This is a genomic window from Alsobacter soli (assembly GCF_003004785.1).
Taxonomy (GTDB): domain Bacteria; phylum Pseudomonadota; class Alphaproteobacteria; order Rhizobiales; family Beijerinckiaceae; genus Alsobacter; species Alsobacter soli.
This window is the reverse complement of record NZ_PVZS01000002.1, coordinates 80,400-103,969: the sequence shown is the minus strand read 5'-3', so window position 1 is coordinate 103,969 and position 23,570 is coordinate 80,400. Positions and strand designations below refer to the sequence as shown.

Genomic DNA, 23,570 nt, shown 5'->3' with positions numbered 1-23,570 from the left:
CGCGGGGCGAACCGGCCGCAGCGCGGCCGGCCGGGCTTTCGGGCTCAGGCGGCCTTGCCGAGGGCGAGCGCCTTGTCGATGAGGTCCTTGCCCTCGGGCACCTGTTTGCTGAACTCGTCGAAGACGGACTGACTGGCCTTCAGGAAGGCGGCCTTGTCGACCTCGTTCACCTGCATGCCGGCGTCCTTGAGCTTCTTCAGGAAATCGTCGTCGAGCTCCGCCGCCAGCTTGAGTACGACGGGCTCCATCTCGCGCGCCGTTTCGGCGACAGCCTTCTGGACCTCCGGATCGAACCGGGACCAGCTACGCCCGGCGGTGAGGTAGGCGGGCGTGTAGACGTGACCGGTGAGGGACAGGTACTTCTGAACCTCATAGAAGCGGGCCGGATAGATCTGGGCGAAGGGGTTCTCCTGGCCGTCCATCACGCCCGTCTGCAGGGCGACGAACACCTCCGAGAAGCTCAGCGGGCTGGGGTTGGCGCCATAGGCCTTGAACATCTTCACCCGCCACTCACCGGCGGGGACGCGCAGCTTGATGCCCTGCAGGTCCTCGGGCTTCACGATGCGCTTCTTGTTGTTGGTGATGTGCCGGACGCCGTTTTCCCAGGTCGCCAGAATGCGAAAGCCATCCTTCTCGGCGGCGGGGGCCATGCTGGGGTAGAGGATCTGGTCGCGGATGCGGGCCATGTGCTCGCGGTCCTTGACCAGGTAGGGCATCTCGAACAAGCCGAAGAGGGCGACCAGGGAGGACATCACGGTGGACGGCAGCGCCAGGTCCACGGTGCCGAGCTTCAGCTTCTTCAAGAGATCGGAGTCGCTGCCGAGCTGGCTCGACCCGTAGACGGCCAGCTTGGCCTTGCCGCCGAGCCTGGCGTTCACGCGCTTGGCGAACTCCTGCGAGCATCGGTCGAACAGCGACCCGGGCTCGCCGACGTGGCCAAGCTTGATCTCCGTTTCCGCGCGGGCTGGGGCGGCGGCGAATACGCCGGCGCCGATGACCATCATGGCGGACCGCCTATTCATCTCCATGGCGTTCTCTCCCTTGTCACGCCGGCTTCTTGGCGAGCCGGCTGTGGCGATCCCTGCTGACGCTTACTGCATTCCTGGCGCTTCCTTGAGCCTCCCGTCTGTCCCTTACTCGGCCGCCCTGGCGGTCGCGAGGTTGCCGTTCAGATAAGACATCGCGGCCTCCACGCCTCCCGGGCGGTGCGGGACGCCGCAGGCGGCCAGCCCCATCTCCACGCCAGAGAGCGTGCCGGTGACCATCAGGTCGTGAAAGTCGCCCAGGTGGCCGATGCGGAACACGCGGTCCGCCAGCGGCCCAAGCCCGTTGCCGAGCGACAGGTTGGAGCGGCGCAGGATCTCGGCCCGCAGGCGGTCCGCGGAATGGCCTTCGGGCAAACGCACCGCGGTCAGGGCGGACGAGTACTCGCGCGGGTCGGCGCACTGGATCTCGAAGCCCCAGTGGCGCACCGCCCGGCGCGTCGCCTCGGCGGCCCGGTCGTGGCGGGCGAAGACGTTGTCCAGGCCCTCGTCGTGGAGCATATCGATCGCGACCTTGAGGCCCTGCAGCATGTTGGTCGCGGGCGTATAGGGGAAGAATCCGTTGGCGTTGGCGGCCAGCATCTCGTCCCACGCCCAGAAGGAGCGGGGGAAACCCGCGTCGCGGCTCGCCGCCAGCGCCTTCTGCGAGATCGCGTTGAAGGACAGGCCCGGCGGCAGCATCAGGCCCTTCTGGGAGCCTCCGACCGTGACGTCCACGCCCCACTCCTCGTGGTGGTAGTCGATCGAGCCGAGCGAGGAAATGGTGTCCACCATCAGAAGGGCCGGATGGCCGGCCCGGTCGAGGGCGCGGCGCACGGAGGCGATGTCGGAGGTGACGCCCGTCGATGTCTCGTTGTGGACCACCGCGACGGCCTTGACGGCCCCCCCGCGGTCCTGGCCGAGCCGGGCCTCGACCGCATCCGCCTTCACGCCGCTGCGCCAGTCGCCGGGCAGGAGCTCGACCTCGAGCCCCAGGCGCTTCGCCATGCGGCTCCAGAGCGTCGCGAACCAGCCGGTCTCGACCATGAGCACGCGGTCGCCCGGGGAGAGCGTATTGACGAGAGCGGCCTCCCAGGCCCCGGTTCCCGAGGCCGGATAGATGATGACCGGGTCCTCGGTCTGGAAGATCGTCCGGATCCCCGCCAGCACCTCGCGGCCGAGCGCCTGAAACTCCGGCCCGCGGTGATCGATGGTCGGCTTCGCGATCGCCGCCAGCACGGGCAAAGGCGTGTTCGTGGGGCCGGGAATCTGGAGGAAGTGACGGCCGGGTTGATGCGCCATGGTGTCCCGCGACGTTTGCGTTCTGAGTTTTGAATTTTGTATTATCTTTGGGCTGGCGCAACCGCAAATACTTCCGCGCCGTCGGGGAGCCCATCGGTGCTTGGAATGACGAAACGGCCAGCGCAGGCCATGGCCGCAGCGGGGAGCCGCGACATGGCGCTGGAGCGCCGTCTGTCCAAGGCCATGCAGGGGGAGGTCCGTTTCGACGCGTTCACGCGCGGGCGCTACGCCACGGACGCCTCCATCTACCAGATCATGCCGGTCGGGGTGACGTTCCCAAAGAGCGCCGCGGACGTCGAGGCCGCCCTCGTCATCGCACGCGAGAACGGCACGCCCGTCATCGCCCGCGGCGCCGGGACGTCGCAGAACGGCCAGCCGCTCGGGGCCGGCCTCGTGCTCGATTTCAGCCGGCACATGAACCGGGTGGAGTTCTATGATCCCGCTTCCGGCCACGTCACGGTGCAGCCGGGACATGTGCTGGCGCGCCTCAACGCCCGGCTCAAGGCCGACGGGCTGTTCTTCCCCGTGGAGCCCTCGACGGCCACCCGGTGCACCATCGGAGGCATGACGGCCAACAACTCGTCCGGGGCGCGGTCGCTGCGCTACGGCAAGATGGTGGACAACGTGGCCGCCATCGAGGCGCTGCTGCCGGACGGCCAGGCGTTCGCCTTTGGCGCGGGCGGGGCCGTGAGCGGCGCCAGCGTGGCCGGGACCCTCGCCAGGGCGATGACGTCGCTGGCGGACCGCGAGCGGGAGGAGATCGAGCGCGTCTTCCCCAAGGTCCAGCGCCGGGTCGGCGGCTACAACCTCGACGCCCTGCTCTCCCCTGCCCCCAACCTCGCCCACCTTCTGGTCGGGTCGGAGGGCACGCTGGCCCTGTCGACCAGCGTCACCCTGCAGCTGTCGCGCCTGCCGCGGCATCGGGTAATGGGCGTCTGTCATTTCCCCAGCTTCCGCTCGGCCATGGAGACGACCCGCCATCTGGTCGAGCTCGAACCCGTCGCGGTCGAACTGGTGGACAACAACGTCCTCGTGCTGGGCGCCGACATCCCGCTGTTCCGGCGCACGCTGTCCGACATCACCCGCGGCCAGCCCGATTGCCTGCTGATCGTGGAGTTCGCCGGGGACGACCTCACGGCGCTGCGCGCCGACCTGCGGCGGCTTGACGCCTGCATGGCCGACCTCGGCTTCCCGGACGCCGTGGTGGAGGTGGTGGAGCGCGCCCGGCAGGCGCAGGTGTGGGGCGTGCGCGAGGCCTGCCTCAACATCATGATGTCCATGCGCGGGGACGGGAAGCCGGTGTCCTTCATCGAAGACTGCGCCGTGCCTCTGGAGCACCTCGCCGACTACACCGACGCGGTGACGGCGCTCTTCGCCCAGCACGGAACGCGCGGCACCTGGTACGCGCACGCCTCCGTGGGCTGCCTCCACGTCCGTCCCATCCTCGACATGAAGACGGAGGACGGCGCCAGGCGCATGCGCGCCATCGCGGAGGCGGCCTGCGAGCTGGTCAAACGGTTCAAGGGGTCGCACTCGGGCGAGCACGGGGACGGCATCTCGCGCTCCGAGTTCCACGGCCGCATGTTCGGGACCCGGCTCGTTTCCGCCTTCGAACAGGTCAAGGACGGCTTCGACCCTGAGAACCAGCTCAATCCGGGCAAGATCGTCCGGCCCTACCGCATGGACGACCGCGAACTGATGCGCTTCGGGCCGGGCTACACCGCGGCGGAGCCGGCCCGCACGGCGCTGGATTGGAGCGCCTGGGGCGGCTTCGCGGGCGCGGTCGAGATGTGCAACAACAACGGCGCCTGCCGCTCGCACGCTTCGGGCGTGATGTGCCCGTCCTGGCGCGCCACACGCGACGAGCAGCACGTCACCCGCGGCCGCGCCAATTCGCTGCGCCTCGCCATCAGCGGCCAGCTCGGGCCAGACGCGTTCACGTCGCCCGAGATGAAGGACACGCTGGATCTCTGCGTCTCCTGCAAGGGCTGCCGCCGCGAATGCCCGACCGGCGTGGACATGGCGCGCATGAAGGTGGAGTTCCTCCACCATTGGCGCGCGCGCCACGGGTCAAGCCTGCGCGACAGGCTGATCGCGTTCCTGCCGCGCTATGCCCCTGCCCTGTCCCGGCTGCGTTTCTTCGCCAACCTTCGGGACGTCGTCCCCGGGCTCGCCCTCCTGTCAGAGAAGATGCTCGGCTTCAGCGCGCGGCGCTCGCTCCCGGTCTGGCGCAAGCCCTGGCGCGACGCCGCGCCGAGCGCGCCGGCGGCCGTGGTGGGCGATGGCCGGGACCTCGTGCTCTTCGCCGACACCTTCAACCGCTACTTCGAGCCCGGGAACCTGGCGGCGGCGCAGCGCGTGCTTGCGGCGGCCGGCTACCGGCTGCACGCGCCCGAGACGCCCGGCCGACGGCCGCTGTGCTGCGGCCGCACCTTCCTGTCCGGTGGCTTCCTGGAGCAGGCGCGTGAGGAGGCCCGCCGCACCGTGGCCGCGCTGGCGCCCTATGTGGCGGCGGGAGCCCGGGTGGTCGGGCTCGAGCCGTCGTGCCTGATGACGTTCAGGGACGAATACGAGGCGCTCGTTCCCGGGTCCGACACGTCGGCGCTCGCCTCGGCCAGCGCGCTCGCCGTCGAGACGCTGGCGGCCGACCTGGCGCAGGGCTGGGTGAGCCTGCCCCTGCGTGACCAGGGCGGACGCCAGGCTCTCCTTCATGGTCATTGCCATGAGAAGGCCTTCGGAGCTATGGGCGCGGTCGAAACCGTGCTTCGGTCCGTCCCCGGCCTCGCCGTGTCCGTGGTGGACTCCAGCTGCTGCGGCATGGCCGGCGCCTTCGGGTATGCGCGGGAGACCGCGGACGTGTCCTTCGCCATGGGCGAGCTCTCCCTGCTCCCCGCCGTGCGAAATGCGTCCCCGGGCGCGCTGGTGGTTGCCGACGGCGTGAGTTGCAGGCACCAGATCGGCGACGGCGCGCGGCGGGAGGCCGTTCACGTGCTCCGGGTGCTGGACGAGGCCCTGGAGCCGATGGAGGAGCCTGCATGACCGCGCCCGCCAGCCTTCGCGCCGAGCCTGCGGGCATCACGCGGCGCTACCTTCACGACGAGGTCGCAGGCCGGCTCCGGACCCTGATCCAGGACGGGGAACTGGAGCCGCGCGCCCGCATCAACGAGGCGGATCTCTGCGCCCGGTTCGGCATCTCGCGGACGCCCCTGCGCGAGGCGATCAAGATCCTGGCGACGGAAGGGCTCCTGGAGCTGCTGCCCAATCGCGGGGCGCGAGTGGCGAGCATTTCCGAGACCGAGCTCGACGACGTGCTGGACGTGATCTCGATCCTGGAGCGGCGCGCCGGGGAGCTTGCAGCCGCCCGGATCACGCCGGACGAGATCGCCGCCATCGCGCGGGACCACGACGCCATGGTGGAGGCCTGGAAGCGGGAGGACGAGCGGGCCTATTTCGTCCTGAACCGCCAGATCCACGACGCCATCATGGCGGCGGCGCGCAGCCCGACGCTGGCACAGGTTTACGCGAATCTCTCCGGCCGCGTGCAGCGGGCCCGCTACACGGCGCACAAGACGCCCGAACAGTGGCTGAAGGCCGTTCGGGAGCACGAGGACATGCTGCGCCTTCTGAAAGCCGGCGCCAGCAAGGAACTTGGCGAGCTCATGCGCAGACACGTGCTCGGCAAGCGGCCGGTGATCGCAGCCGCGTTCGGCTGAACGAAGGCGCCCGGATCAGGACCGGTCGATGCTGGCGCCTTGGTCCACGCGCGGAAAGTCGATCACGGCCGGTTGCGGCGGGGGCAGCAGGCGACGGCCACCGCCGGCATGGTACCGCAGGTCGGCCAGGGCGCGCATGGGCGGAGTCGCCAGGTCCATGGGCTTGGCGCGACGCCAGCGGAGTTTCACGGCGTTCTTGTCGCGGCTCAAACGGCGGGGCACTTCCTCCTCGACGATCAGGATCATCTTGCCGGTCATCGTGACCTCGAAGTCGAACTTACCGGTGAGCGGCATGGGAGCCTCCGATCGACGAGGTTGCGGGACGTCGGAGAACGCGCCGACAGGAGCCGCCGTTCCAGTCGGCCGACGCCATCGTCGACCCGGGAATCAGCTACACAGACGGTTTCCGCGCAGCCAGCGCGGGAAGCGGCGGGGGCGACGAAGCCATGCGGATCCTTCACACGGCGGACTGGCACATCGGCCAGACCCTGAACGGCTGGACCCGCGAGGCCGAGCACGGCGCCTTCCTGGCCCGGTTGCCGGAGCTTGTGGACGCGCACGGAGCCGACGCCCTGGTCGTGGCAGGCGACGTCTTCGACGGGGTCAATCCCTCGGCCGAGGCCACGCGCATGCTGTACGAGGCGCTGGTCGGCCTGCATCAGCGCCGGCCCCGGCTAACCACCATCATGGTGGCCGGCAACCACGACCCGGCGGGCCGCCTCGAAGCGCCGTCCGCCTTGCTTGAAGGCATCGGGGTTCGCGTGGTCGGGGTCATGCACCGGCGCGATGGCGCCATCGACCTCGACAGGCATCTCGTGCCGCTGCGGGACCGGGATGGCGAGGTCCGCGCCCATGTGCTGGCCATTCCGTATCTGCGCGCCGCAGACCTGCCCGGGCTGGGCCAGGCGGACGAGGAGCCCGGGTCGCCCGTGGTCCGCGCCACACGCCGGCTCTACGCGGAGGCTGTCGAAGCCGCGCGCAAGCGGATCGGGGGCGCCCCGCTGGTCGCAACCGGGCACCTGCATTGCGCGGGAGGCCTCGAATCCGACGGGGCCGAGCGCCGGATCCTCGTCGGCGGGGAGCATGCGGCGCCGCCGGACATCTTCCCTGACGACGTCGCCTATGTGGCGCTCGGCCACCTGCACCGCCCCCAACACGTCGGGCGCGAGACGGTGCGCTATTCGGGGTCGCCCTTCCCCCTGTCCGCCACGGAGCTGCCCTACGACCACGGCGTGAGCCTGGTCGAGTTGCGTCCGGACGGCGCGCACTGCGAGCACATCCGCGTGGCTCGCCCCGTGCCATGCCTGCGGTTGCCGCAGCGGGGCTCGCTCACCGCGGCCGAGTTGCCCGGCGCGGTGGCGGCGCTCGGCCTGGATCCGGCCTGCCCCCGCGAGGGCCAGCCTTTCGCCCATGTTGTGGTGCGGCCGGACGGGCCGGCGGCCGGCCTGGCGGGCGAGGTCGAGCGCGCGCTGGAGACGCTCCCGCTCCGCTGCGCGGGGGTCAAGATCGACTGGCCCGCGCGGACGGCAGCCGAGGAGGCGCCGCCTGCCCCCGTCAGCCTGGCGGATTGCGACCCCGGGGACCTGTTCGATCGCGCGTTCGAAGCCGCGCACGGGGCGCCGCCCGGCCCGGAGCACCGGGCGGCATTCGACGAAATCCGGCTGGGTGACTGACCATGCGCATCCTCGCCATCCGCGGCCGCAACCTGGCGAGCCTCGCCGAGAGCTTCGAGGTCAACCTGGACTCGGAGCCGCTGCGCTCGGCCGGGCTCTTCGCCATCACGGGCGAGACCGGGGCGGGCAAATCCACCATCCTGGACGCGCTCTGCCTCGCGCTCTACGGGGCCTGCCCGCGGCTGAGCGCCGGGGACGGCTCGCGCGAGACCGTCCCGGACGCCGGCGCGGAGATCCAGGCCACCGACCCGCGCTCCTGCCTGCGCCGCGGAGCGGCCGAGGGCTCGGCCGAGGTGGACTATGTGGGCGCGGACGGCGTCGCCTACCGGGCGTCCTGGACGGCGAGGCGGGCGCGGAACAAGGCCGATGGGGCTCTCCAGAACGTCGCGCGGAGCCTGAAGCGCGTCGAGGACGGCGCCGTGATCGAGGCCTCGCTGACCGGCGTACGGGCCGCGGTGGAGCGCACCACCGGCCTCACCTATGACGAGTTCCGCCGGACGGTGCTGCTCGCGCAGGGCGAGTTCGACGCGCTCCTGCGCGCCGACGCCAGCGCCCGGGCCGAACTGCTGGAGAAGATCACCGGCACGGCCATCTACCGGGAGATCTCGCGCCGCGCCTATGACCGCTGCGCAGGCGCAGAGGCCGCCGTTTCGGCGCTGGAAGCGCGCCGGGCGGAGCACCGGGCGTTGAGCGACGAGGATCGCGAGGCGCGCGCCCATGAGCGCCTCGCGCTTCAGGCCGAAGACGCCGCACAGGAGGAGCGCCGGCGCGCGGTCGAGGCCATGCTGCAGCGCCATGGCGCCATAGCGGCGTCACGCTCCGCCGCCATAGCGGCGGAGGCGGCCCTGGCCGAAGCCGAGCGCGCGGCTGAGGGCGCGGCCGAGGACCGGCGCCTCCTGGCCGCGATCGAGGCCGCCCAGCCCCTGCGAGAGCCCCTGGGCAGGCTCGCTGAGACGGAGCGCGCCCTCGCGGAGGCGGGCCCACGGGTGGAGGCCGCGCGGGGCGTGCTGGCCGAGGTTGAAGCCAAGGCTTGCGCGGCCGCAGCAGACGCGCAGGACGCGCGACAGAAGCTGGATCTCGCCGAGGCGACGATCGTGGCGTTCACGCCCGAGTGGGACCGCGCGGCTGGCCTCGACGCGGAGTCGGCCTGGGCGGAGCAGGAACTCGCGCGGGCCGAGCAGGCGCGATCAGAGGCGACGGCTCGGTCCGACGAGGCTGCGGCGGCGCTCGCGCGCAGGGAGAGCACGGCCGCCGCGGGCCGCGCCGCGGCTGGACTGGCGGAGGCGGAGGCGTCGCGCCTCGCGCCCCTGCGCGCCTTGGCGGAACGCTGGGACGAGGTGGACGCCAAGGTCCTGAAGCGGCGTGAGTTCGCCCAGGCGCGCGAGGCCCACCGGGCCGCCGCCGAGGCCGCCCGGGCGGAGATCTCGCGGCAGGAGGCGAGCCTGGCTGCGCTGGCCGAGCGGCACGCGGCGGCGGCGGCGGCCAGGCAGGCGGTGGAGGCGCAACTGGCCGAGCGCAGCGCGGCGCTCGCCGCCATCGACGAGGAGGGCGTGGCCAGGCGCAGGGACGGCCTCGGCGCCCTGCTCGAGCAATTGCGGGAGGCGGGCCGGGCGGCGGCGGAGCACGGGCGCGCGGCGGCGGCCGCCCTTGAGGCGACGCGCCAAGCCGCGGCGGCGGAAGCCGAGCTGGCGGAGGCGGCCGCGGCCGAGGGCGCCGCGCAGGCCCGGCGCGCGACCGCCCAAGCGCGCATCGACGCGCTCGAGGCGCCGCTCGCGCGCGCGGAGGACGCGGCGTCGTCCGAGGCCGCGCGCCTGCGCGCGCGACTCGCGCCCGGGGAGGCCTGTCCGGTGTGCGGGTCGACCGAGCATCCCGCTCACGCCAACGCGGCCCTGGCGGCCCTAGCGGCGGATCTGCGCGCCGGCGTCGAAGAGGCCCGGGCCGTCCGGGTCGCGGCTGAGACGGAGTTGCTGGCCGCGAGCGGCCGGAAGGCTGCGGCCAACTCGCGGATCGAAGAAGGGCGCGGGGCCGCCGGGCGGGCCGCACGCCAGGCCGAGGAGGCCTCGGGACGCTTCTCAGGGGCTCTGAAGGAGGCCCAGGGGCTCTGGACGGCGCTCGGCTTCCTGGCGCCCCTGCCCGACTTGCCCGAGGCGTTTACGGAGGGGCCGGCCGGGGCGGCCGCAGCCCAGCGGGCGGCCTGCGACGATGCGCTGACGCAGGCGAGGCGGCTGCGGGCCGACATCGCGCGGCTGGCGGAAAGCCGGGAGGCGCAGGCGCGCGCCCTCGAAAACGGGGTGCAGGCTCGCGCCGAGGCCGAGCAGGTGCGCTCGGAAGCCCAAACGGCTCTGCGCCTGTCGGAGCAGGCCTTGGCGACCACCCTGGAGAGGCTCGCCTCCGCAGACCGGGAGCTGGCGCCGTGGCTCGCGCCGGCGGGCGTCACGGGCGCGGACCTGGAGCGCGACGCTCCGGGCGCCCTTCAGCGCCTGCGAGGGCAGGCGCAGGCCTGGCGAGCGGCGCATGCCGCCCTGGCGCAAGCGGACGAGGCCCTGCGCGAGGCCGAGACGCGCCTCGTCGAGGCGCAGCATGCGGCGGAAGCGGCGGCCGGACGCCTCGACGAGGCCATTCGCGAGCAGGGCGTCCGCGGCGCCCAGCTATCGGAGAAGCGCAGGGCCCGCGCCGCCCTGCTGGGCGGCGAGGCCACCGAGGTCCACCGCGGCAGGGCGGCAGCGGCGCGCAACGCCGCGGCGCATTGGCGTGAACGCGCCACGCGCGACGCGGCCGAAGCCCAAGCCGCGCTCGCGGCCGCCCGCGAGGCGTCGAGCCTCGCGGAGGCCGCCCACACGCGGGCGGCGGAGGACCGCGAGGCGGCGGGGAACGCCGCCGCCCAGGCGCTCGCCGGCATGGGCCTCGCCCACGCGGAAGCCGCAGCCTTGCTGGCCACCCCCGCCGAAGCCGTGGCGGATTTGCGCGACCGGCTGCGGTCGCTTGACGACGCGGTGACAGGAGCGCGGTCCGCCGTCGCCCAGCGCAGGAGCGACCTCGCGGCCGCCCTCGCCGCCGGTCCCCCTGAAACCTCGGCCGAGCAGCTCGAGGAGGAGCGCGCGGCGCTGAGCGCGCAGCAACGCCTACGCCAGGGCCGCATCGGCGCCCTTGAAAGCGAGCTGCGACAGGACGACGAGCAACGGGCCCGCCTCGCCGGCCTGGCCGCCGAACTCGAAGCGGCCCAGGCCCGGGCCGGGGTCTGGAAAGCCGTGAGCGCCGCGATCGGCTCGCGGGACGGCGCCCGCTTCGCGCGGTTCGCGCAGAGCGTGACGCTCGACCTCCTAGTTGAACTCGCCAACCGGCGGCTCGCTGACCTGAAGCCCCGGTACCGGCTGGCGCGGTCCCCCGGCCAGGACCTCGGACTGCATGTGATCGACCGGGACATGGGCGACGAGCGCCGATCCACCCGCAGCCTGTCAGGCGGCGAGCGCTTCCTGGTCTCTCTCGCCCTGGCTTTGGCGCTTTCGGGACTGGGCGGACGGCAGACCTTCGCAGACACGCTGTTCATCGACGAAGGCTTCGGGTCGCTCGACGCGGACAGCCTCGATGTCGCCATCGACGCGCTCGAGGCTTTGCAGAGCCAGGGCCGAACCGTGGGGGTGATCAGCCATGTGGAAACCATGAAGGACCGCATTCCGGTGCAGGTGCAGGTTCTCCGGCAGGGAGCGGGTCGCAGCGTGGTCCGTGTGGCGGCTCCCGAGGGCTGGGCGGCCTCGTTCTGATGGCAGCGCGCGATCCAGGCTGGACCTGTGGCCGAGCAGGCGCGCCGCGGGGGAGCAATCCGGCGCGGGCCTCGCTCAAAGGCCGTTCATGATGCGGCGGTATTCGTCCTCGCTGAAGGCCTTCAGGGTTCGGGTCCGCACTGCGCCGTTCTGGCAGAGCCGCAGGCCAAACCGCGCATAGGACTCGTCGTCAGGCGCGTCGACGATGCACACCATGTCGACGTCGCCCATGGTCATGAAGGCTTCTTCGATCTTCACTCCGAAGCCTTGCCCCATCTCCCGGGCCTGATCGAGCCGCTTGGGGGAATCCTTCGCGGCCTGAATGCCCTGATCGGTCCAGGTGATCAGGCTGATGTATTTCATCGATCCCTCCCCTTCGCTTGCGGCCTGTGGACACGAAAACGCCCCCGTGCGCGCAACGGGGGCGCATGGAGGCCCGTCGTCGGGCCACGTCTAGTCGGGTGGCGTGTCCTCCGCTTGGGGTGATGGACCCATCTCCGACCTCCTGAGCCACTGGCTCTGGCCTGCCCCGATCCTGGCTGTCGCCGCGTGTCCGATCGCTGTGCGAAGGGCTGCGCTGAAGGCCAAGCCCATGGCTCGTGCGGGCGTCCCGGCGGGCAGACGAGAACATGCTACACCCTTCCCGGCCGGCAGCGGCGTCGCCTGTGGCATTAGTCCGGACGCCTTAGGCCGGGCCATTCCCGGAAAACGGGACAGCCTTTCCGAAACAGGCTCGCCTCGTCGCAGGCGCCCGTGTATCCAGGTCCGACGGGGCCAGAGCCAAGGCCCGCGAGGGAGGGATCAGGATGGCCGGTGCGACCAAGACGGCGCTGGTGACGGGCGCGGCGCGCGGCATCGGACTGGCGACGGCCAGGCGCTTCCTCGGCGCGGGGTGGAACGTCGGGCTGCTCGACATCGACGCCGAAACCCTGGCCCGCAGCATGGGGCAGCTGGAAGCCCCGGACCGGGCGCTTGAGTTGCGCTGCGACGTGGCCGACCCGGACCAGGTGGCCGAGGCGGTCGCGAGCCTGAATGCGCGGTTCGGACGGATAGACGCGCTGGTCAACAACGCCGGCGTCGCCGTGTTCAAGCCGCTGCTCGACACCACCCATGAGGAGTGGTCGCGGGTGCTCGCAGTGAACCTGACCGGTCCCTTCCTGCTCACGCAGGCGGCTGCGCCCATCATGGCGGAGACGGGCGGCGCGATCGTCAACATCACGTCCATCTCGGGCCTGCGCGCCTCAACGCTGCGCGTCGCCTACGGCACCAGCAAGGCGGCCCTGGCGCACCTGACGAAGCAGCAGGCCGCAGAACTCGCGGGGCTTGGAATCCGGGTCAACGCCGTTGCGCCGGGACCCGTGGATACGGCGATGGCCAAGGAGGTGCACAGCCCCGCCATCCGCGCCGACTACCACGACGCCATTCCGCTCAACCGCTACGGCCTGGAGGAGGAAATCGCCGAGGCCGTGTTTTTCCTGTGCAGCGATCGGGCCAGCTACGTGACCGGCCAGACGCTTGCCGTGGATGGGGGCTTCGACGCGGCGGGGATTGGGCTGCCGACGCTGCGGGGACAAGGGCGCAACGGCTGAGACGCGGCTGGCCCTGCGGGGCCGCTCTCACCAGAGGCGCCATGAGCGCCGGGGACGAGCCCGTCAGCCCGCGACCCGCATGGCCGCCGCGCGCTGTTCCGCCTCAAGGCGGCCCAGGGTGGCGGTGAGCCAAGCCCCCTTCTGGATCACGTCCATGGCGGCCCAGGAGAGGTCGTCGATTTGCGCCTGGTCGTGCTCTTCAAGCACGGCGCGAAGCTGCTCAAAAAAAATGGTTTCCCCCGCGTGCTGAAGCACGTTCTCGTTCGCAGCCAACATCCGCACGCCCCCGAGTGATAGAATGCTAGCCGTCATTGGGCGACGGCCGGCTTCTTAAAATTTAATTTCGTTAAATGTCCGCCGTCAACGGGAGGTCCAACTTCAACCGAGCATTTCGAGCATCTTTTCGAAGCTTGTGTCTCCAGCGCCGCTCCGAGCGGCGCCGCTCCTGATTACGGGCGTGCCCGAACTCTGTCGCAAAATGGATCCGGAACGGCCTTTTAGACATTCTGAGGTTTGCGAGCTCGTTCAGCCGAGCTGTCGCGGGCCGAGGAGCGGACGATGTCGACACACGCCGTCTTGAACGCTCAACGCAAAGAGGACTGCATCATCGACCAGGGTTGGTCCCGCTATACAGTCGACGACCACGCCATCTGGAAGATCCTCTACACCCGGCAGCAGCGCGCCCTGGCCGGCCACGTCTGCCGGGAATATCTCGACGGCCTGGAGGCGCTCGGAATCGACGATGGGGGCATTCCAGACTTCCAGGTCGTGAACCGCAGTCTGCGAGAACGCACAGGATGGGAGGTTGTGGCCGTGCCCGGCCTCATCCCCTCGCGGCCGTTTTTCGAGATGCTCGCCAACCGGCAGTTCCCGGCCGGGACCTTCATCCGGACACGCGAGCAACTGGACTATCTCGAGGAGCCGGACATCTTCCACGACGTCTTCGGGCATGTGCCGCTCCTCTCGCATCCGGACTACGCCAACTACATGGCCGCCTACGGCCGGCTGGGCCTGGAGGCGATCGCGCGCAAGGGCGTGAAGTTCCTGGCTCGCCTGAACTGGTACACCATCGAGTTCGGGCTCCTGCGCAGGCCTGAGGGCGTGCGCATCTACGGCGCCGGCATCGTCTCTTCCTTCGGCGAGGCCAATTATTTGGTGGGTGACCCCTCGGCCCACCATGTCGCCTTCGATCTCGATCGGGTGGCCCGCACCGGCTACTACATCGACGATTTCCAGGCGACGTACTTCGTCATCGACGATTTCCGGCAGCTGTTCGAGATCCTGGAGGCGCGGGATTTCGCCGACCTGTTCGAGGCGTGGCGGGCGCGGCCGGCGCTCACGCCGTTCGACATCGTAGCGTCCGACGACGTTCTGAGGCGCGGCAGCGGAGCTTACTGTGCCGGCTTCCCGGCGACCAAGGCCTTGAAGTGAGGCCCGCGCACTGCACCTCAGGAGGCGGTTGAGCCGTCTCTCCCCGGATGGCAGCCAGTGCCTGGGAAGGCGCGTCGGCTCCGATGCGGCGTTAGCTTGCCTAGTGGCTCGCCCTTCTGGACGCGAGCGCATCCAAGGCCCTCTGCACTCTCTCCCGTCGCTCCCGCAGGCCAAGCTGAGACCATCGGGTCTTGTCCACGGGCGAACCAAAGCGCGCGAGATGCTGACATATGATCTCCAGCAACTCGGCAGGGCCAAGGCCAATCGCAACAGCAGTTTCGAGTTCACTGGCGGGGCATGACACGGCAGATCCTCAAAGCTTAAGAGTCGCGACCAACCTGAATAACAAACGTAACACGACGGGTCATTGAATGAAACATTTTCTCTCATGTTCTGCAAAAAATCAAATGTTCTGAGACTCGCAAATTCCCGGGCCGGCAGGCGGCATGGCCCGGCGCGGTTATCGCCGAAGACGGACCGGGGCTTGCGAGCACCATCACGATCGCGCGGGTGTGGCTATTCGGGGATGCGCCCCTAGGCGGCGCACGCGGGCGCGGAAGGCGGAAACGAACCGGGATGAGGTCGGGGTTCGTGCGACTCGCATCCTGGTTCGGTTAAGATGCCGTGGCCCCTAGCACACCCGTGGTTACAGCTCCATGTCGTCCGAACACACCCTCGCAGCATCCGCTCGTCGCTGGGCCCTCGAACTCACGCGCCGCCGGAGCGTCACAGGCACGGCAGACGAGGCGAGCTTCGGGCCGTGGCTCGCGGAGCGGCTGCGCCGCGAGCCAGCATTCGGGAGAGCCGAGGTCTGGAGCTTCCCCGTGGCTGCCGGGGACGGCCGGCACGTGGTGGCGATGCTGATCCGGGGCAAGGGCAGGAGGACGACGGTCCTGACCGGTCACTATGACACGGTGTCGGTCTCGGACTATGGAGAGCTTGAGCCGTTCGCGACCGAGCCGGACGCTTTGACCGGCCGTCTTCAGGAGAAGCTTCAAACCGCCTCCTCGGCCGCCGAGCGGCGCGCGCGATACGACCTCGGTTCGGGCGCATTCCTGCCCGCGCGCGGGCTCCTCGACATGAAAGCAGGGCTTGCCGCCGGCCTGGCGGTGGCTGAGGGCTTCGCCGCGTCCCCGGGTGAGGGAAACATCCTGTTTCTGGCGGTTCCGGACGAGGAGGCCAATTCGGCGGGCGCGCGGGCTGCTGCGCAGAAGCTGCCCAGCTTCGCGTCGGAACACGGCCTCGACCTAGTGGCGGCGGTGAATCTGGACGCGATCGCGGATGACGGCGACGGCTCGGATGGGCGGGCGATCGCGCTGGGCACGGTCGGGAAGCTGTTGCTGACCGCCTTCGTGGCGGGGCGGGCGACCCATGCCGGATTCCCTCTCGCCGGCCTCAACGCCGCGGTTCTCGCCGGCGCCGTCGCCCAGCGCGTGGAGTGGGCGCCGGAACTCGCCGATCCCGGCTGGTCGCGCGCCACGCCGCCGAGCCTGCTCGGCATTCGTGACGACAAGGTCGGCTACGACGTGACGACGCCGGGGGCAGCCTTCGCCACCTTCAACGTGCTCTTCGTCAGCCGCACCCCGGCCGAGATCCTCGACCGGTTCGACGCCCTGTGTCGCGAAGCCCTGGCCGGAGTCCTGGAGCAGTTGAGGCGCCGCGCCGTTGGCGCCTCGGGGGCGGGCCCGGATGCTGTCGCGGAAGTCCCGGTGCTGCGGTTCGAGCAAGTGGCCGCGAAGGCGCGCAGCGCGTCGCCGGGAGACTTGGAGGCCGCCTTGGCGGAGGCAGCAAGCCTCAATGCCCCTCTGCCTGAACGATGTCGGCTCCTGACCGAGCGGGCGTGGCGAGCGAGCGGCCTGTCCGGCCCTGCTGTCGTGACCGGGTTTGGATCCGTGCCCTACCTCCCGACCCGCTTGTCACAACGGCAGGACGCTCAGCGCCTCGCGGCCTGCTGCGAGCGCGCGGCCCGGGAGGCGGCCGGCCCGACCGTCCGCTGCACGGACGTGTTCGCCGGCATCTCCGACATGAGCTTCCTCGGCGAGGCTGACGAATCCTCGCTTGCGCTGATCGGCGCCAACACGCCGGCCTGGCCCCTTCTCGGCTTGGCGGACCGCGGATGCATAGCGGGGTTGCCGATCGTCAACGCCGGACCATGGGGTCGCGACTACCACACCCCGCTGGAACGGATGCACGTCAGCTACGGCTTTGAGGTCCTCCCGCGGATGGTCGACAGCATCGCGAGACGTATGCTGCAGCCCTGCTAAGTCCCGGTGGGAGTCTCAGGCGGTCCGGGCGGGGATCGCGCTCTCCAGGCGCAATCTGTTAACTGGCGTTTCCTTGTCCCCGTTCTCCGTCCTGGCTGTCCATGGGCCTGTGGCTCCGCTCTCTTAAGGTCGCTGGCTCGGGGGAGGGCAAGCGCCTCCGGTCCTCCGCACCTCGCTAAGGGCGCCGGGACCATTCTGAATGACCGGGCTCGTCAGGGCTTCCGGCACACCCGCAGCCGCGCTCCAGATGCGCCCCACTGAAGCCGCAACCAGGGTGGATCTGGAAGTTGGGATACCCGCGCTGGGCGGCGGCAACTCAGTATGACGCGCGGCCGCCCGAGATGTCGAACACGCCGCCGGTCGAGAACGAGCAGTCGTCCGTGCAAAGCCAGGCGACCAGACGCGCCACCTCGTCCACAGCCACGAAGCGCCCGGCAGGGATCCGGCCCTCGATCTCCGCCCGCCGCTCGGGCGTGAGCAGCTTCGCCATGGCGGTTTCCGCCGCGGCCGGCGTGACCGCCGTGACCACGACGCCGTCCCGGGCGGTCTCCTTGGCCAGCGTCTTGGTCAAGGCGATCAGGGCCGCCTTGGAGGCGGCGTAGGCGCCGGCCATCGGCATGCCCTCCTTGCCCTGGATCGAGGACATGTTGACGATATGGCCCCGGAGGGGAGCGGCGTCCTGGCCGCGCATGCGCGGCGTGACCGCCCGGGCCATGAGGTAGGCCCCCACCAGGTTGACTTCGAGCACGCGTCGGAAATCGGCCGGGGAGGTTTCCCAAACCGGCCTCACCTCTCCCAGGACCCCCGCATTGTTGACCAGAATGTCGATGCGCCCGCCCGTCGCGAAAGCGGCGACGGCTTCCTCAACCTCCTGCTCCCGCGTGATGTCGACCACGCGGGCCGCGACGCGCGCCCCGGCGAAGGCGGCGCGGGCCGCTTGCAGACCGTCCCCGTTCACGTCCCAGAGTTCGACCGTCGCGCCCCCGGCGAGCAAGGCCTGCGCGATCCCGATGCCGAACCCGCCGGCGCCGCCGGTCACGATGGCGCGCTTGCCCCCAAGATCATAGGCATTCATCGCCTCACCCGGCCGCCCAGGGAGTTTTCAGCCGCGCATATTCGAGGCGATACACGCCGACGACCGCCTCGCCGTCCAGGGCGACGCCCGGGAAGCGGAGCAGCGCCTCGGCCGCCTGCCGCACCTCGCGGGCGCCGCAGCCTTCCACCAGGAGCACGTGTTCCGGCGCAGCGAGGATATCCGCGCGGCCCCGGCTCTCGGCCGTGCGCTCGCCGCTCGCGGCCGCATCCGTGACGCACAGGTGTACGCCAGTCAGCCGGGGAGACGCGGCCACCCGGGGGACGGCCTCCTCGGCCAGGATCCGCTCGACCTCGGCTCGCCGTTCCGGCGCCACGTCAAAACGAATGGTGGCCAGCATGCCACCCGCGCCCGGGCCGACGCTCGCCCGGACGCGCGTGAGGGCCCGGGACGTATTGCGGAACGCCTGCGTGGCGGAGCGCGTCCACGGGGTCGGCGCGTTGAGGCGGGACGCATAGTCCTGGCCGACGAGCACTTGGGGCGTGTCCGTCTCATAGAGCGTGAAGAACTCGGGCGACGTCGCCTCGTCCTCCCGGATGTAGCGCCGACCGCGCCGGAAGCCCGGGATGCCGACGCGCTCGGGCATGTGCTCGACGATATGCCACGCGTAGAACGCGTCCCGTCCCTCGGGCGTGATGTCGTTCCAGATCAGGACTGCGCCTTCGCCAGCCAACATGCGCTCCTCCTCCTCGTTCGGCCTGGCGCCTCAGGACCCGCCCTTGCCCGCGAAGGCGTTCGTGAAGAACGCATCGGCCGGTTTGTCGGTCTGCAGGTCCTGGTACTGCTTCATGAGGTCGATGGTGTCCTGCCAGTCCTTGAGCGCGAATTGCCCCAACGGCAGCGACTTGGAGGCTTCCGAGTTCATCAGGGCGACGCCGGCCTTGAGTTGCGCCATGGCGAGGTCGGCCTCCATGTCGGGCTTGACCTTCTGCCCCGCCTTGACGGACGCCTCGGGCTCCTTCAGGGCCGCCTCGAAGCTGCGCGCGGTGGCCTTGACGAAGCGGCGCACCAGGTCCGGGTTCGACTTGATGGTGTCCTCGTTGGCGATGATGGTCAGTCCCATGGTGTTGACGCCGTTGGCCGCATAGCCGAAGTCGACCAGCGGAACGCCCTGGCGCGGCAGCGTGATCGACTGGTTGTCGAGCCCGGCCATCAGGGCCTCGGCCTTCTTCTCGGCCACGGCCACCATCTTGCCCGCGCCCTCGACGCGCAGAATCTTCACCTTCGAGGCGTCAACGCCGTTGCGGGCGAACAGCGCCGGCAGGAGCTGAAGCCCCGCCTCGCCCGGCGCGCTCGCGACCGTCTTGCCCTCGATGTCCTTCAGGGTCCTCACGCCGGCGTCGGCGCGAGCCGACAAGGCGTAGGGTGACGAGCTCGTGATCGCCATGACGGCCCGCACCGGGGCGCCCTTGCTGACGCCCGCGACCACCGAACCGCCGTCGGCCAGCCCGAACGTGTCCCCCTTGGCCCCGACCGTCTGGACGGCGCGCACGGAACCCTGGCCTTCGCCGATGGTGAGGTCGATGCCCTCGTCCTTGTAGTAGCCACGCTCGAGGCCAAGATAGAACGGCGTGTGGAACCCGTAGGCGATCCAATTGAGGCGGAAGGTGACCTTGTCAGCGGCCGCCGCCGGCGCCGCTGCGAGGAGCATGGCGGCGACCACGCCCAGCGAAATACGTCTCATTGGACCCTCCCGAGGATGTTGTTCAAGGATTGCCGGACAGCTCCGGTTCAGCGCTGCGGCGGGACACGTGCCATGGAATGGCGACGCGCTCGATCGCTTCCACCGCCCCGTAAAGCGCCAGGCCCATGAGGCTCACGACCAGGATGGTGGCGAACGCCATGGGGGTGTCCATGTTGTTGGAATAGCCGACCAGCAGGTAGCCGAGTCCCCGGTCGGATGCGACGAACTCCGCCACCAGCGCGCCCGTCGCCGAGAGCGCCGCAGCCACCTTGAAGCCGGTGAACAGGGTGGGCAGAGCGTGCGGCAACTGCACCTTCCAGAAGATGCGCCCTGGCCCCGCGCCAGTGGCGCGGGCCAGGTCGAGGATGTCCGGGTCGACCGAGCGGAAGGCGGTGACGGCGCTGACCACGATCGGAAAGAAGGAGAGCAGGAAGACCAGCAGCACCTTCGGCAAAAGCCCATAGCCGAACCAGATCAGGAACAGCGGCGCGACGGCGATCTTGGGCACGATCTGCAGGAATACGATGACCGGGTAGAGCGTGTCGCGAAAGCCCTGCCAGAACGCCACCAGCAGGGCCAGGAGCACGCCGACGGCCACCGCCAGCACGTAGCCGGCCAGCATCGGCTGCAGGGTGGCGAGCGCCCCATCCACGATGGTCGGCATGCGCGTCGACATCTGCGCCAGAACCGTCGTGGGCTTGGGGAGGATGTAGGGCTTCACACCCAACAGCAGAACAGCGGCCTCCCACACGACGAAGATGGCCGCGAAAGTCGCCACGACCTTCCAGTGGTCGTGCACGAGCCTGCGAACGGCGCTCATCCCAGGAACCTCCCCGTCGCCGACCAGCGGCGCTTTTCAAGCGCTGCGCGCGTTGACGGCGCCGCGCTCATCTTTCTACATTGAACATCGTTCCACAAAGAACGGTGTTCGGCAACATGCGCGTCGTGAAGTCCCAGCTGCACAGCGCCCTCGACCTGATCGAGGCGATGTCGCGCGCCGCCGCCCCGGCGGGAGTGTCGGATCTGGCGATCCAACTCGGGCTGCCAAAGAGCGGCGTGCACCGGCTCTTGGCGCAGCTCGTCGAGAAGGGGTGGGCCGAACAGGACCCCGCCACGCAGCGGTACCGTTTGACGCTTCGCTTCGCCCTCATGGGGAAACGCATGCTGTCGGAGGCGCGGGTGGAGGACATCTGCCAGCCGATCCTCGACGCGCTGGCGCGCGAGACGGGCGAACTGGTGCGCCTCTCCTGCGTCCAGGACAGGCGGCTGGCCTGGCTGGGATCCGCCCAGGGCGCGCCGCCCGGCCTGATGTACGCCCCGTCCATGACGGGTCGCATCCCCTTGCATGCGACGGCCAACGGCAAGGCCTGGCTGTCCACTCTCCCCGAGCACGAAGCCATCGCGATTCTGCTGGAGGAAGGGCTGGGCGACACCGGCGCGACGGGCCCCAACGCCATGCGGGACGTGGAAGGGCTCCTCGCCGCTCTGCGTCTGACGCGAGATCGCGGGTGGGCGATCGCGCTGGAGGAGGCCGAGCCCGGCATCGTCGCCATCGCCGCGCCGATCGCTCCAGGCGGCGGGGTCACGATCGGCGCGGTCAGCGTCGCCGGCCCCGTGCAGCGCATCCCACCCTCACTCCACGAAAACCTCGCACGACGGGTCTGCGAGGCCGCCGCGGAGATCGCCGACCGCTGGCCGATGCCGGCCCCCGTTTCCCGGAGAACCGCCTGATGCCCATCAGCCTGCGCAACGTCGGCAAGACCTACCGCCGCGGCGGCATGATCACGCACGCCTTGGACAGGGTGGACCTAGACATCGCGGACGGCGAGTTCGTCTCCATCGTTGGCCCGTCCGGCTGCGGCAAGTCGACCTTGTTGCGCCTGCTGACCGGCCTGCTTCCGGCCAGTTCGGGCGAGATTCTCGTCAACGGAGAGCCCGTGACCCGTCCCAGCGGCGAGATCGGCATCGTTTTTCAGGCCCCGGTGCTGCTGGACTGGCGCAGCGTGCGCGACAACCTTCTGTTCCAAGTGGAGATGCGCGGCCTGCGCAAGTCGGACTATGTCGGCCGCGCGGACGAGCTGCTCGGCCGCGTCGGGCTGTCCGAGTTCGCGAACCGCTATCCCTACGAGCTCTCAGGGGGCATGCGCCAACGCTGCGCCATCGCGCGCTCGCTGATCCACGATCCCGTCATGCTCATCATGGACGAGCCGTTCGGCGCACTCGACGCCCTCACGCGCGAACAGATGCGGCTTGATCTCGAGGCGTTGTGGATGGCGACGCGCAAGACCGTGCTGTTCATCACCCACTCCATCGACGAGGCGGTCCTGCTGTCGGACCGCGTCGTGGTGATGAGCCCGCGTCCGGGCCGGATCGAGCGCATCATTCCCATCGAGATGCCGCGGCCGCGCGGGCTGGACGGGCGAAAGCGTCCGGAATTCATCGGCATCTCCGACGAGATCACCGACATCTTCCTGTCCCGCGGGGTGCTGTCCCGCGGCGCGTCCTCGTGACGGAATCGCACGTCCGAGGCCATCCCGTGTCGCGTCCGCAAGCCCCGCGACCTTCGTCGGTCGAGCAGCGTTATGCTCCTGGCGAAAGGTCGTCTGCCTTGCCCGTCGCAGCCTCGATCGAGATCCGATCCGCGGCGAGATCGGCCAGAAGCCCGACATGCACGTCCAGGGCGTCGATGACCGGATAGCCCGGATCCTGCCCGTCGAAGGCGAGGTTGAGGTCTGTGCCCGCCAGCACGATCGCCTCGGCGCCTCGCGCCATCATGCGCCTGCCTGCGTCGATGAAGGCGGCGCGCTGCTCGGCCGAGCAGACGCCGGCCACCGCCACCTCCTGGTACATCTGGCCGAGAAACTCGATTTCCTCGTCCAGCGCCAGCGCCTCAGTCCGTGCGAGCTGCCCGTATAGCCGGGTCCGCATCACCACGCGCGTGCCCAGAAGCCCAACCTTCCGCACCCCGCGGCTCGCGAAATAGCTGTCCAGCGGAGCCACGCCCGAAACCATCGGCAGGGGTGCGATCCTTGCGAGTTCCGCCGCGCAGAAGTGCGCGCCGAGAGACGTGAGCGCGAAACAGGAGCAGCCTGCGTCCTTCAGCCTTCGGGCGAGGGGAAGGAAGGCGAGCGCCTGCTCCTCCCGACGATCCGCCAGATTGTTGCCGATCAGCTCCTGGATGTCGCCGTGCGCGAAGGTCAGGTCGAGCCTGGCCGCACCCCGCTCCGATGCGCGCGCCACGAGACGTTGATAGTAGACCACGGTTGCGGCGACCCCGATGCCGCCGATCAGCCCGATATGCATGCCCGATCCTCCTGACGATCTCTCACTCCGGCGGCAAGGCCCATGGGCTCGCGCATAACAGGTCACTCTTTTTCAAGGGCCAGAATATTGACAGTGGAATTTAGCAGATCGATAAAAATCTTTCGGGAGTTTTGTTGATGCGAGAAAAATGGGACCGCGCGGATCGACGCCTCGCCAAGCTGCTGTCTCGCGAGGGACGGGAAGGCGTGAGCGATCTGGCCGCTCGCCTGGGTCTGAGCCCGCCAACTGTCCGTTCCCGCTTGAAAACCCTCGTTGAAGCCAATTTGCTCAAGATCGTCGGGGTTCTCAACGTGGCAGAACGCCCGGAGCTGATCGCCGCGATCATCGGCATCCATGCCAATGGTCACGGCCGTCTCGATGAGGTCGCTCAACGCATGGCCGAGCTGCCCTTTGTCACATCGGTCAGCATCGTGACGGGCCGGTACGACCTCATCGCCGAGGTGCTGTTCGAAGGTGACATGCAAGACCTCTACCGTGTCACCAGCACGCTGCTGCCGGGGCTTGCCGAACCCGGGGTGATCCAGGGAAGCGAAACCTTCGTGGTGATGAAATCTCACAACAAGTGGGTCAGTCTGCCGAAGGGTGTCTGGGACGAGGATGCTGGCGGGGCCCAGACCGCTTCCGGGTCGAGTGAGAGTCGGTCACAGCGGAAACCGGCCGGCGGGAGTCGGTCGGCCGACACCATCAAGGGAGCGAAGAGATGAGCAAGATCAG

20 protein-coding genes are annotated in these 23,570 nt (G+C 69.9%); 10 read left to right on the top strand and 10 right to left on the bottom strand.

Annotated elements, in window-relative coordinates; genetic code table 11:
- Positions 1–44 precede the first annotated feature (44 nt).
- Together SLNSH_RS02100 and SLNSH_RS02095 are read right to left on the bottom strand one after the other, a co-directional pair.
- Entirely contained in the window at positions 45–1,028 is a 984-nt protein-coding gene (locus SLNSH_RS02100; protein ID WP_245421965.1) for a TRAP transporter substrate-binding protein, read from the bottom strand.
- A gap of 105 nt (positions 1,029–1,133) precedes the next feature.
- The gene (locus tag SLNSH_RS02095) at positions 1,134–2,324 is read right to left on the bottom strand and encodes a pyridoxal-phosphate-dependent aminotransferase family protein (RefSeq protein ID WP_106335005.1); all 1,191 of its coding nucleotides are present in this window, start codon (positions 2,322–2,324) and stop codon (positions 1,134–1,136) included.
- A 105-nt stretch (positions 2,325–2,429) separates the two neighbouring features.
- On the opposite strand from SLNSH_RS02095, the gene SLNSH_RS02090 reads away from it, so the two are divergent.
- Together SLNSH_RS02090 and SLNSH_RS02085 are read left to right on the top strand one after the other, a co-directional pair.
- The gene (locus SLNSH_RS02090) at positions 2,430–5,363 is read left to right on the top strand and encodes an FAD-binding and (Fe-S)-binding domain-containing protein (protein ID WP_106335004.1); all 2,934 of its coding nucleotides are present in this window, start codon (positions 2,430–2,432) and stop codon (positions 5,361–5,363) included.
- Complete coding sequence (locus SLNSH_RS02085) at positions 5,360–6,037, top strand: GntR family transcriptional regulator (RefSeq protein WP_106335003.1); 678 nt, start codon at positions 5,360–5,362, stop codon at positions 6,035–6,037. Before SLNSH_RS02090 ends, SLNSH_RS02085 begins: the two co-directional genes overlap by 4 nt.
- A 15-nt stretch (positions 6,038–6,052) precedes the next feature.
- On the opposite strand, the gene SLNSH_RS02080 is transcribed toward SLNSH_RS02085, so the two are convergent.
- Positions 6,053–6,331, bottom strand: coding sequence for a hypothetical protein (locus SLNSH_RS02080; RefSeq protein ID WP_106335002.1), 279 nt, complete (start codon positions 6,329–6,331; stop codon positions 6,053–6,055).
- A gap of 152 nt (positions 6,332–6,483) precedes the next feature.
- On the opposite strand from SLNSH_RS02080, the gene sbcD reads away from it, so the two are divergent.
- Together sbcD and SLNSH_RS02070 are read left to right on the top strand one after the other, a co-directional pair.
- Positions 6,484–7,710 carry an exonuclease subunit SbcD gene (gene sbcD / locus SLNSH_RS02075; protein WP_106335001.1) on the top strand — a complete coding sequence of 409 codons (1,227 nt, stop codon included), beginning with the start codon at positions 6,484–6,486 and terminating at the stop codon, positions 7,708–7,710.
- 2 nt (positions 7,711–7,712) lie between these two features.
- Positions 7,713–11,471 (top strand): AAA family ATPase, encoded by a 3,759-nt coding sequence (locus SLNSH_RS02070; protein ID WP_106335000.1) that lies wholly within the window; start codon positions 7,713–7,715, stop codon positions 11,469–11,471.
- Positions 11,472–11,546: 75 nt separating this feature from the next.
- Here the strand turns inward: SLNSH_RS02070 and SLNSH_RS02065 are convergent, their stop codons facing one another.
- Positions 11,547–11,834: a GYD domain-containing protein gene (locus tag SLNSH_RS02065; RefSeq protein WP_106334999.1), complete on the bottom strand. Its 288-nt coding sequence runs from the start codon at positions 11,832–11,834 to the stop codon at positions 11,547–11,549.
- Between the two features lie 443 nt (positions 11,835–12,277).
- Here SLNSH_RS02065 and SLNSH_RS02060 point away from each other — a divergent pair, with 443 nt between their 5' ends.
- Complete coding sequence (locus SLNSH_RS02060) at positions 12,278–13,060, top strand: SDR family NAD(P)-dependent oxidoreductase (RefSeq protein ID WP_106334998.1); 783 nt, start codon at positions 12,278–12,280, stop codon at positions 13,058–13,060.
- A 63-nt stretch (positions 13,061–13,123) separates the two neighbouring features.
- Here the strand turns inward: SLNSH_RS02060 and SLNSH_RS02055 are convergent, their stop codons facing one another.
- Positions 13,124–13,336 carry a hypothetical protein gene (locus SLNSH_RS02055; RefSeq protein WP_146140159.1) on the bottom strand — a complete coding sequence of 71 codons (213 nt, stop codon included), beginning with the start codon at positions 13,334–13,336 and terminating at the stop codon, positions 13,124–13,126.
- Between the two features lie 282 nt (positions 13,337–13,618).
- Here SLNSH_RS02055 and phhA point away from each other — a divergent pair, with 282 nt between their 5' ends.
- On the top strand, positions 13,619–14,491 hold the full coding sequence (gene phhA / locus SLNSH_RS02050) for a phenylalanine 4-monooxygenase (protein ID WP_106334996.1): 873 nt from the start codon (positions 13,619–13,621) through the stop codon (positions 14,489–14,491).
- Between the two features lie 656 nt (positions 14,492–15,147).
- Positions 15,148–16,755 carry a M20/M25/M40 family metallo-hydrolase gene (locus SLNSH_RS02045; protein WP_106334995.1) on the top strand — a complete coding sequence of 536 codons (1,608 nt, stop codon included), beginning with the start codon at positions 15,148–15,150 and terminating at the stop codon, positions 16,753–16,755.
- A gap of 316 nt (positions 16,756–17,071) precedes the next feature.
- Here SLNSH_RS02045 and SLNSH_RS02040 read toward each other — a convergent pair whose 3' ends face one another.
- The 4 genes from SLNSH_RS02040 to SLNSH_RS02025 are packed head-to-tail and all read right to left on the bottom strand — an operon-like array spanning position 17,072 to position 20,352.
- Complete coding sequence (locus SLNSH_RS02040; protein ID WP_106334994.1) at positions 17,072–17,830, bottom strand: SDR family NAD(P)-dependent oxidoreductase; 759 nt, start codon at positions 17,828–17,830, stop codon at positions 17,072–17,074.
- Between the two features lie 4 nt (positions 17,831–17,834).
- Positions 17,835–18,524 (bottom strand): hypothetical protein, encoded by a 690-nt coding sequence (locus SLNSH_RS02035; RefSeq protein WP_106334993.1) that lies wholly within the window; start codon positions 18,522–18,524, stop codon positions 17,835–17,837.
- 30 nt (positions 18,525–18,554) lie between these two features.
- Positions 18,555–19,532: an ABC transporter substrate-binding protein gene (locus SLNSH_RS02030; RefSeq protein WP_106334992.1), complete on the bottom strand. Its 978-nt coding sequence runs from the start codon at positions 19,530–19,532 to the stop codon at positions 18,555–18,557.
- A 22-nt stretch (positions 19,533–19,554) separates the two neighbouring features.
- Complete coding sequence (locus SLNSH_RS02025; RefSeq protein ID WP_106334991.1) at positions 19,555–20,352, bottom strand: ABC transporter permease; 798 nt, start codon at positions 20,350–20,352, stop codon at positions 19,555–19,557.
- Between the two features lie 116 nt (positions 20,353–20,468).
- Here SLNSH_RS02025 and SLNSH_RS02020 point away from each other — a divergent pair, with 116 nt between their 5' ends.
- Positions 20,469–21,263, top strand: coding sequence for an IclR family transcriptional regulator (locus SLNSH_RS02020; RefSeq protein ID WP_106335163.1), 795 nt, complete (start codon positions 20,469–20,471; stop codon positions 21,261–21,263).
- Positions 21,263–22,042: an ABC transporter ATP-binding protein gene (locus SLNSH_RS02015; protein WP_106334990.1), complete on the top strand. Its 780-nt coding sequence runs from the start codon at positions 21,263–21,265 to the stop codon at positions 22,040–22,042. The genes SLNSH_RS02020 and SLNSH_RS02015 overlap by 1 nt, the downstream gene beginning before the upstream one ends.
- 70 nt (positions 22,043–22,112) lie before the next feature.
- Here the strand turns inward: SLNSH_RS02015 and SLNSH_RS02010 are convergent, their stop codons facing one another.
- Positions 22,113–22,835 (bottom strand): aspartate/glutamate racemase family protein, encoded by a 723-nt coding sequence (locus tag SLNSH_RS02010; RefSeq protein ID WP_106334989.1) that lies wholly within the window; start codon positions 22,833–22,835, stop codon positions 22,113–22,115.
- Between the two features lie 137 nt (positions 22,836–22,972).
- On the opposite strand from SLNSH_RS02010, the gene SLNSH_RS02005 reads away from it, so the two are divergent.
- On the top strand, positions 22,973–23,560 hold the full coding sequence (locus tag SLNSH_RS02005) for an Lrp/AsnC family transcriptional regulator (RefSeq protein ID WP_106334988.1): 588 nt from the start codon (positions 22,973–22,975) through the stop codon (positions 23,558–23,560).
- Positions 23,561–23,570 lie beyond the last annotated feature (10 nt).

What these genes read in the sequence shown, in the direction of transcription:
- SLNSH_RS02100 (WP_245421965.1), bottom strand. Translation starts at nt 1,028, where the DNA reads ATGGAGATGAATAGGCGGTCCGCCATGATGGTCATCGGCGCCGGCGTA.
- SLNSH_RS02095 (WP_106335005.1), bottom strand. Translation starts at nt 2,324, where the DNA reads ATGGCGCATCAACCCGGCCGTCACTTCCTCCAGATTCCCGGCCCCACG.
- SLNSH_RS02090 (WP_106335004.1), top strand. Translation starts at nt 2,430, where the DNA reads ATGACGAAACGGCCAGCGCAGGCCATGGCCGCAGCGGGGAGCCGCGAC.
- SLNSH_RS02085 (WP_106335003.1), top strand. Translation starts at nt 5,360, where the DNA reads ATGACCGCGCCCGCCAGCCTTCGCGCCGAGCCTGCGGGCATCACGCGG.
- SLNSH_RS02080 (WP_106335002.1), bottom strand. Translation starts at nt 6,331, where the DNA reads ATGCCGCTCACCGGTAAGTTCGACTTCGAGGTCACGATGACCGGCAAG.
- sbcD (WP_106335001.1), top strand. Translation starts at nt 6,484, where the DNA reads ATGCGGATCCTTCACACGGCGGACTGGCACATCGGCCAGACCCTGAAC.
- SLNSH_RS02070 (WP_106335000.1), top strand. Translation starts at nt 7,713, where the DNA reads ATGCGCATCCTCGCCATCCGCGGCCGCAACCTGGCGAGCCTCGCCGAG.
- SLNSH_RS02065 (WP_106334999.1), bottom strand. Translation starts at nt 11,834, where the DNA reads ATGAAATACATCAGCCTGATCACCTGGACCGATCAGGGCATTCAGGCC.
- SLNSH_RS02060 (WP_106334998.1), top strand. Translation starts at nt 12,278, where the DNA reads ATGGCCGGTGCGACCAAGACGGCGCTGGTGACGGGCGCGGCGCGCGGC.
- SLNSH_RS02055 (WP_146140159.1), bottom strand. Translation starts at nt 13,336, where the DNA reads ATGTTGGCTGCGAACGAGAACGTGCTTCAGCACGCGGGGGAAACCATT.
- phhA (WP_106334996.1), top strand. Translation starts at nt 13,619, where the DNA reads ATGTCGACACACGCCGTCTTGAACGCTCAACGCAAAGAGGACTGCATC.
- SLNSH_RS02045 (WP_106334995.1), top strand. Translation starts at nt 15,148, where the DNA reads ATGTCGTCCGAACACACCCTCGCAGCATCCGCTCGTCGCTGGGCCCTC.
- SLNSH_RS02040 (WP_106334994.1), bottom strand. Translation starts at nt 17,830, where the DNA reads ATGAATGCCTATGATCTTGGGGGCAAGCGCGCCATCGTGACCGGCGGC.
- SLNSH_RS02035 (WP_106334993.1), bottom strand. Translation starts at nt 18,524, where the DNA reads ATGTTGGCTGGCGAAGGCGCAGTCCTGATCTGGAACGACATCACGCCC.
- SLNSH_RS02030 (WP_106334992.1), bottom strand. Translation starts at nt 19,532, where the DNA reads ATGAGACGTATTTCGCTGGGCGTGGTCGCCGCCATGCTCCTCGCAGCG.
- SLNSH_RS02025 (WP_106334991.1), bottom strand. Translation starts at nt 20,352, where the DNA reads ATGAGCGCCGTTCGCAGGCTCGTGCACGACCACTGGAAGGTCGTGGCG.
- SLNSH_RS02020 (WP_106335163.1), top strand. Translation starts at nt 20,469, where the DNA reads ATGCGCGTCGTGAAGTCCCAGCTGCACAGCGCCCTCGACCTGATCGAG.
- SLNSH_RS02015 (WP_106334990.1), top strand. Translation starts at nt 21,263, where the DNA reads ATGCCCATCAGCCTGCGCAACGTCGGCAAGACCTACCGCCGCGGCGGC.
- SLNSH_RS02010 (WP_106334989.1), bottom strand. Translation starts at nt 22,835, where the DNA reads ATGCATATCGGGCTGATCGGCGGCATCGGGGTCGCCGCAACCGTGGTC.
- SLNSH_RS02005 (WP_106334988.1), top strand. Translation starts at nt 22,973, where the DNA reads ATGCGAGAAAAATGGGACCGCGCGGATCGACGCCTCGCCAAGCTGCTG.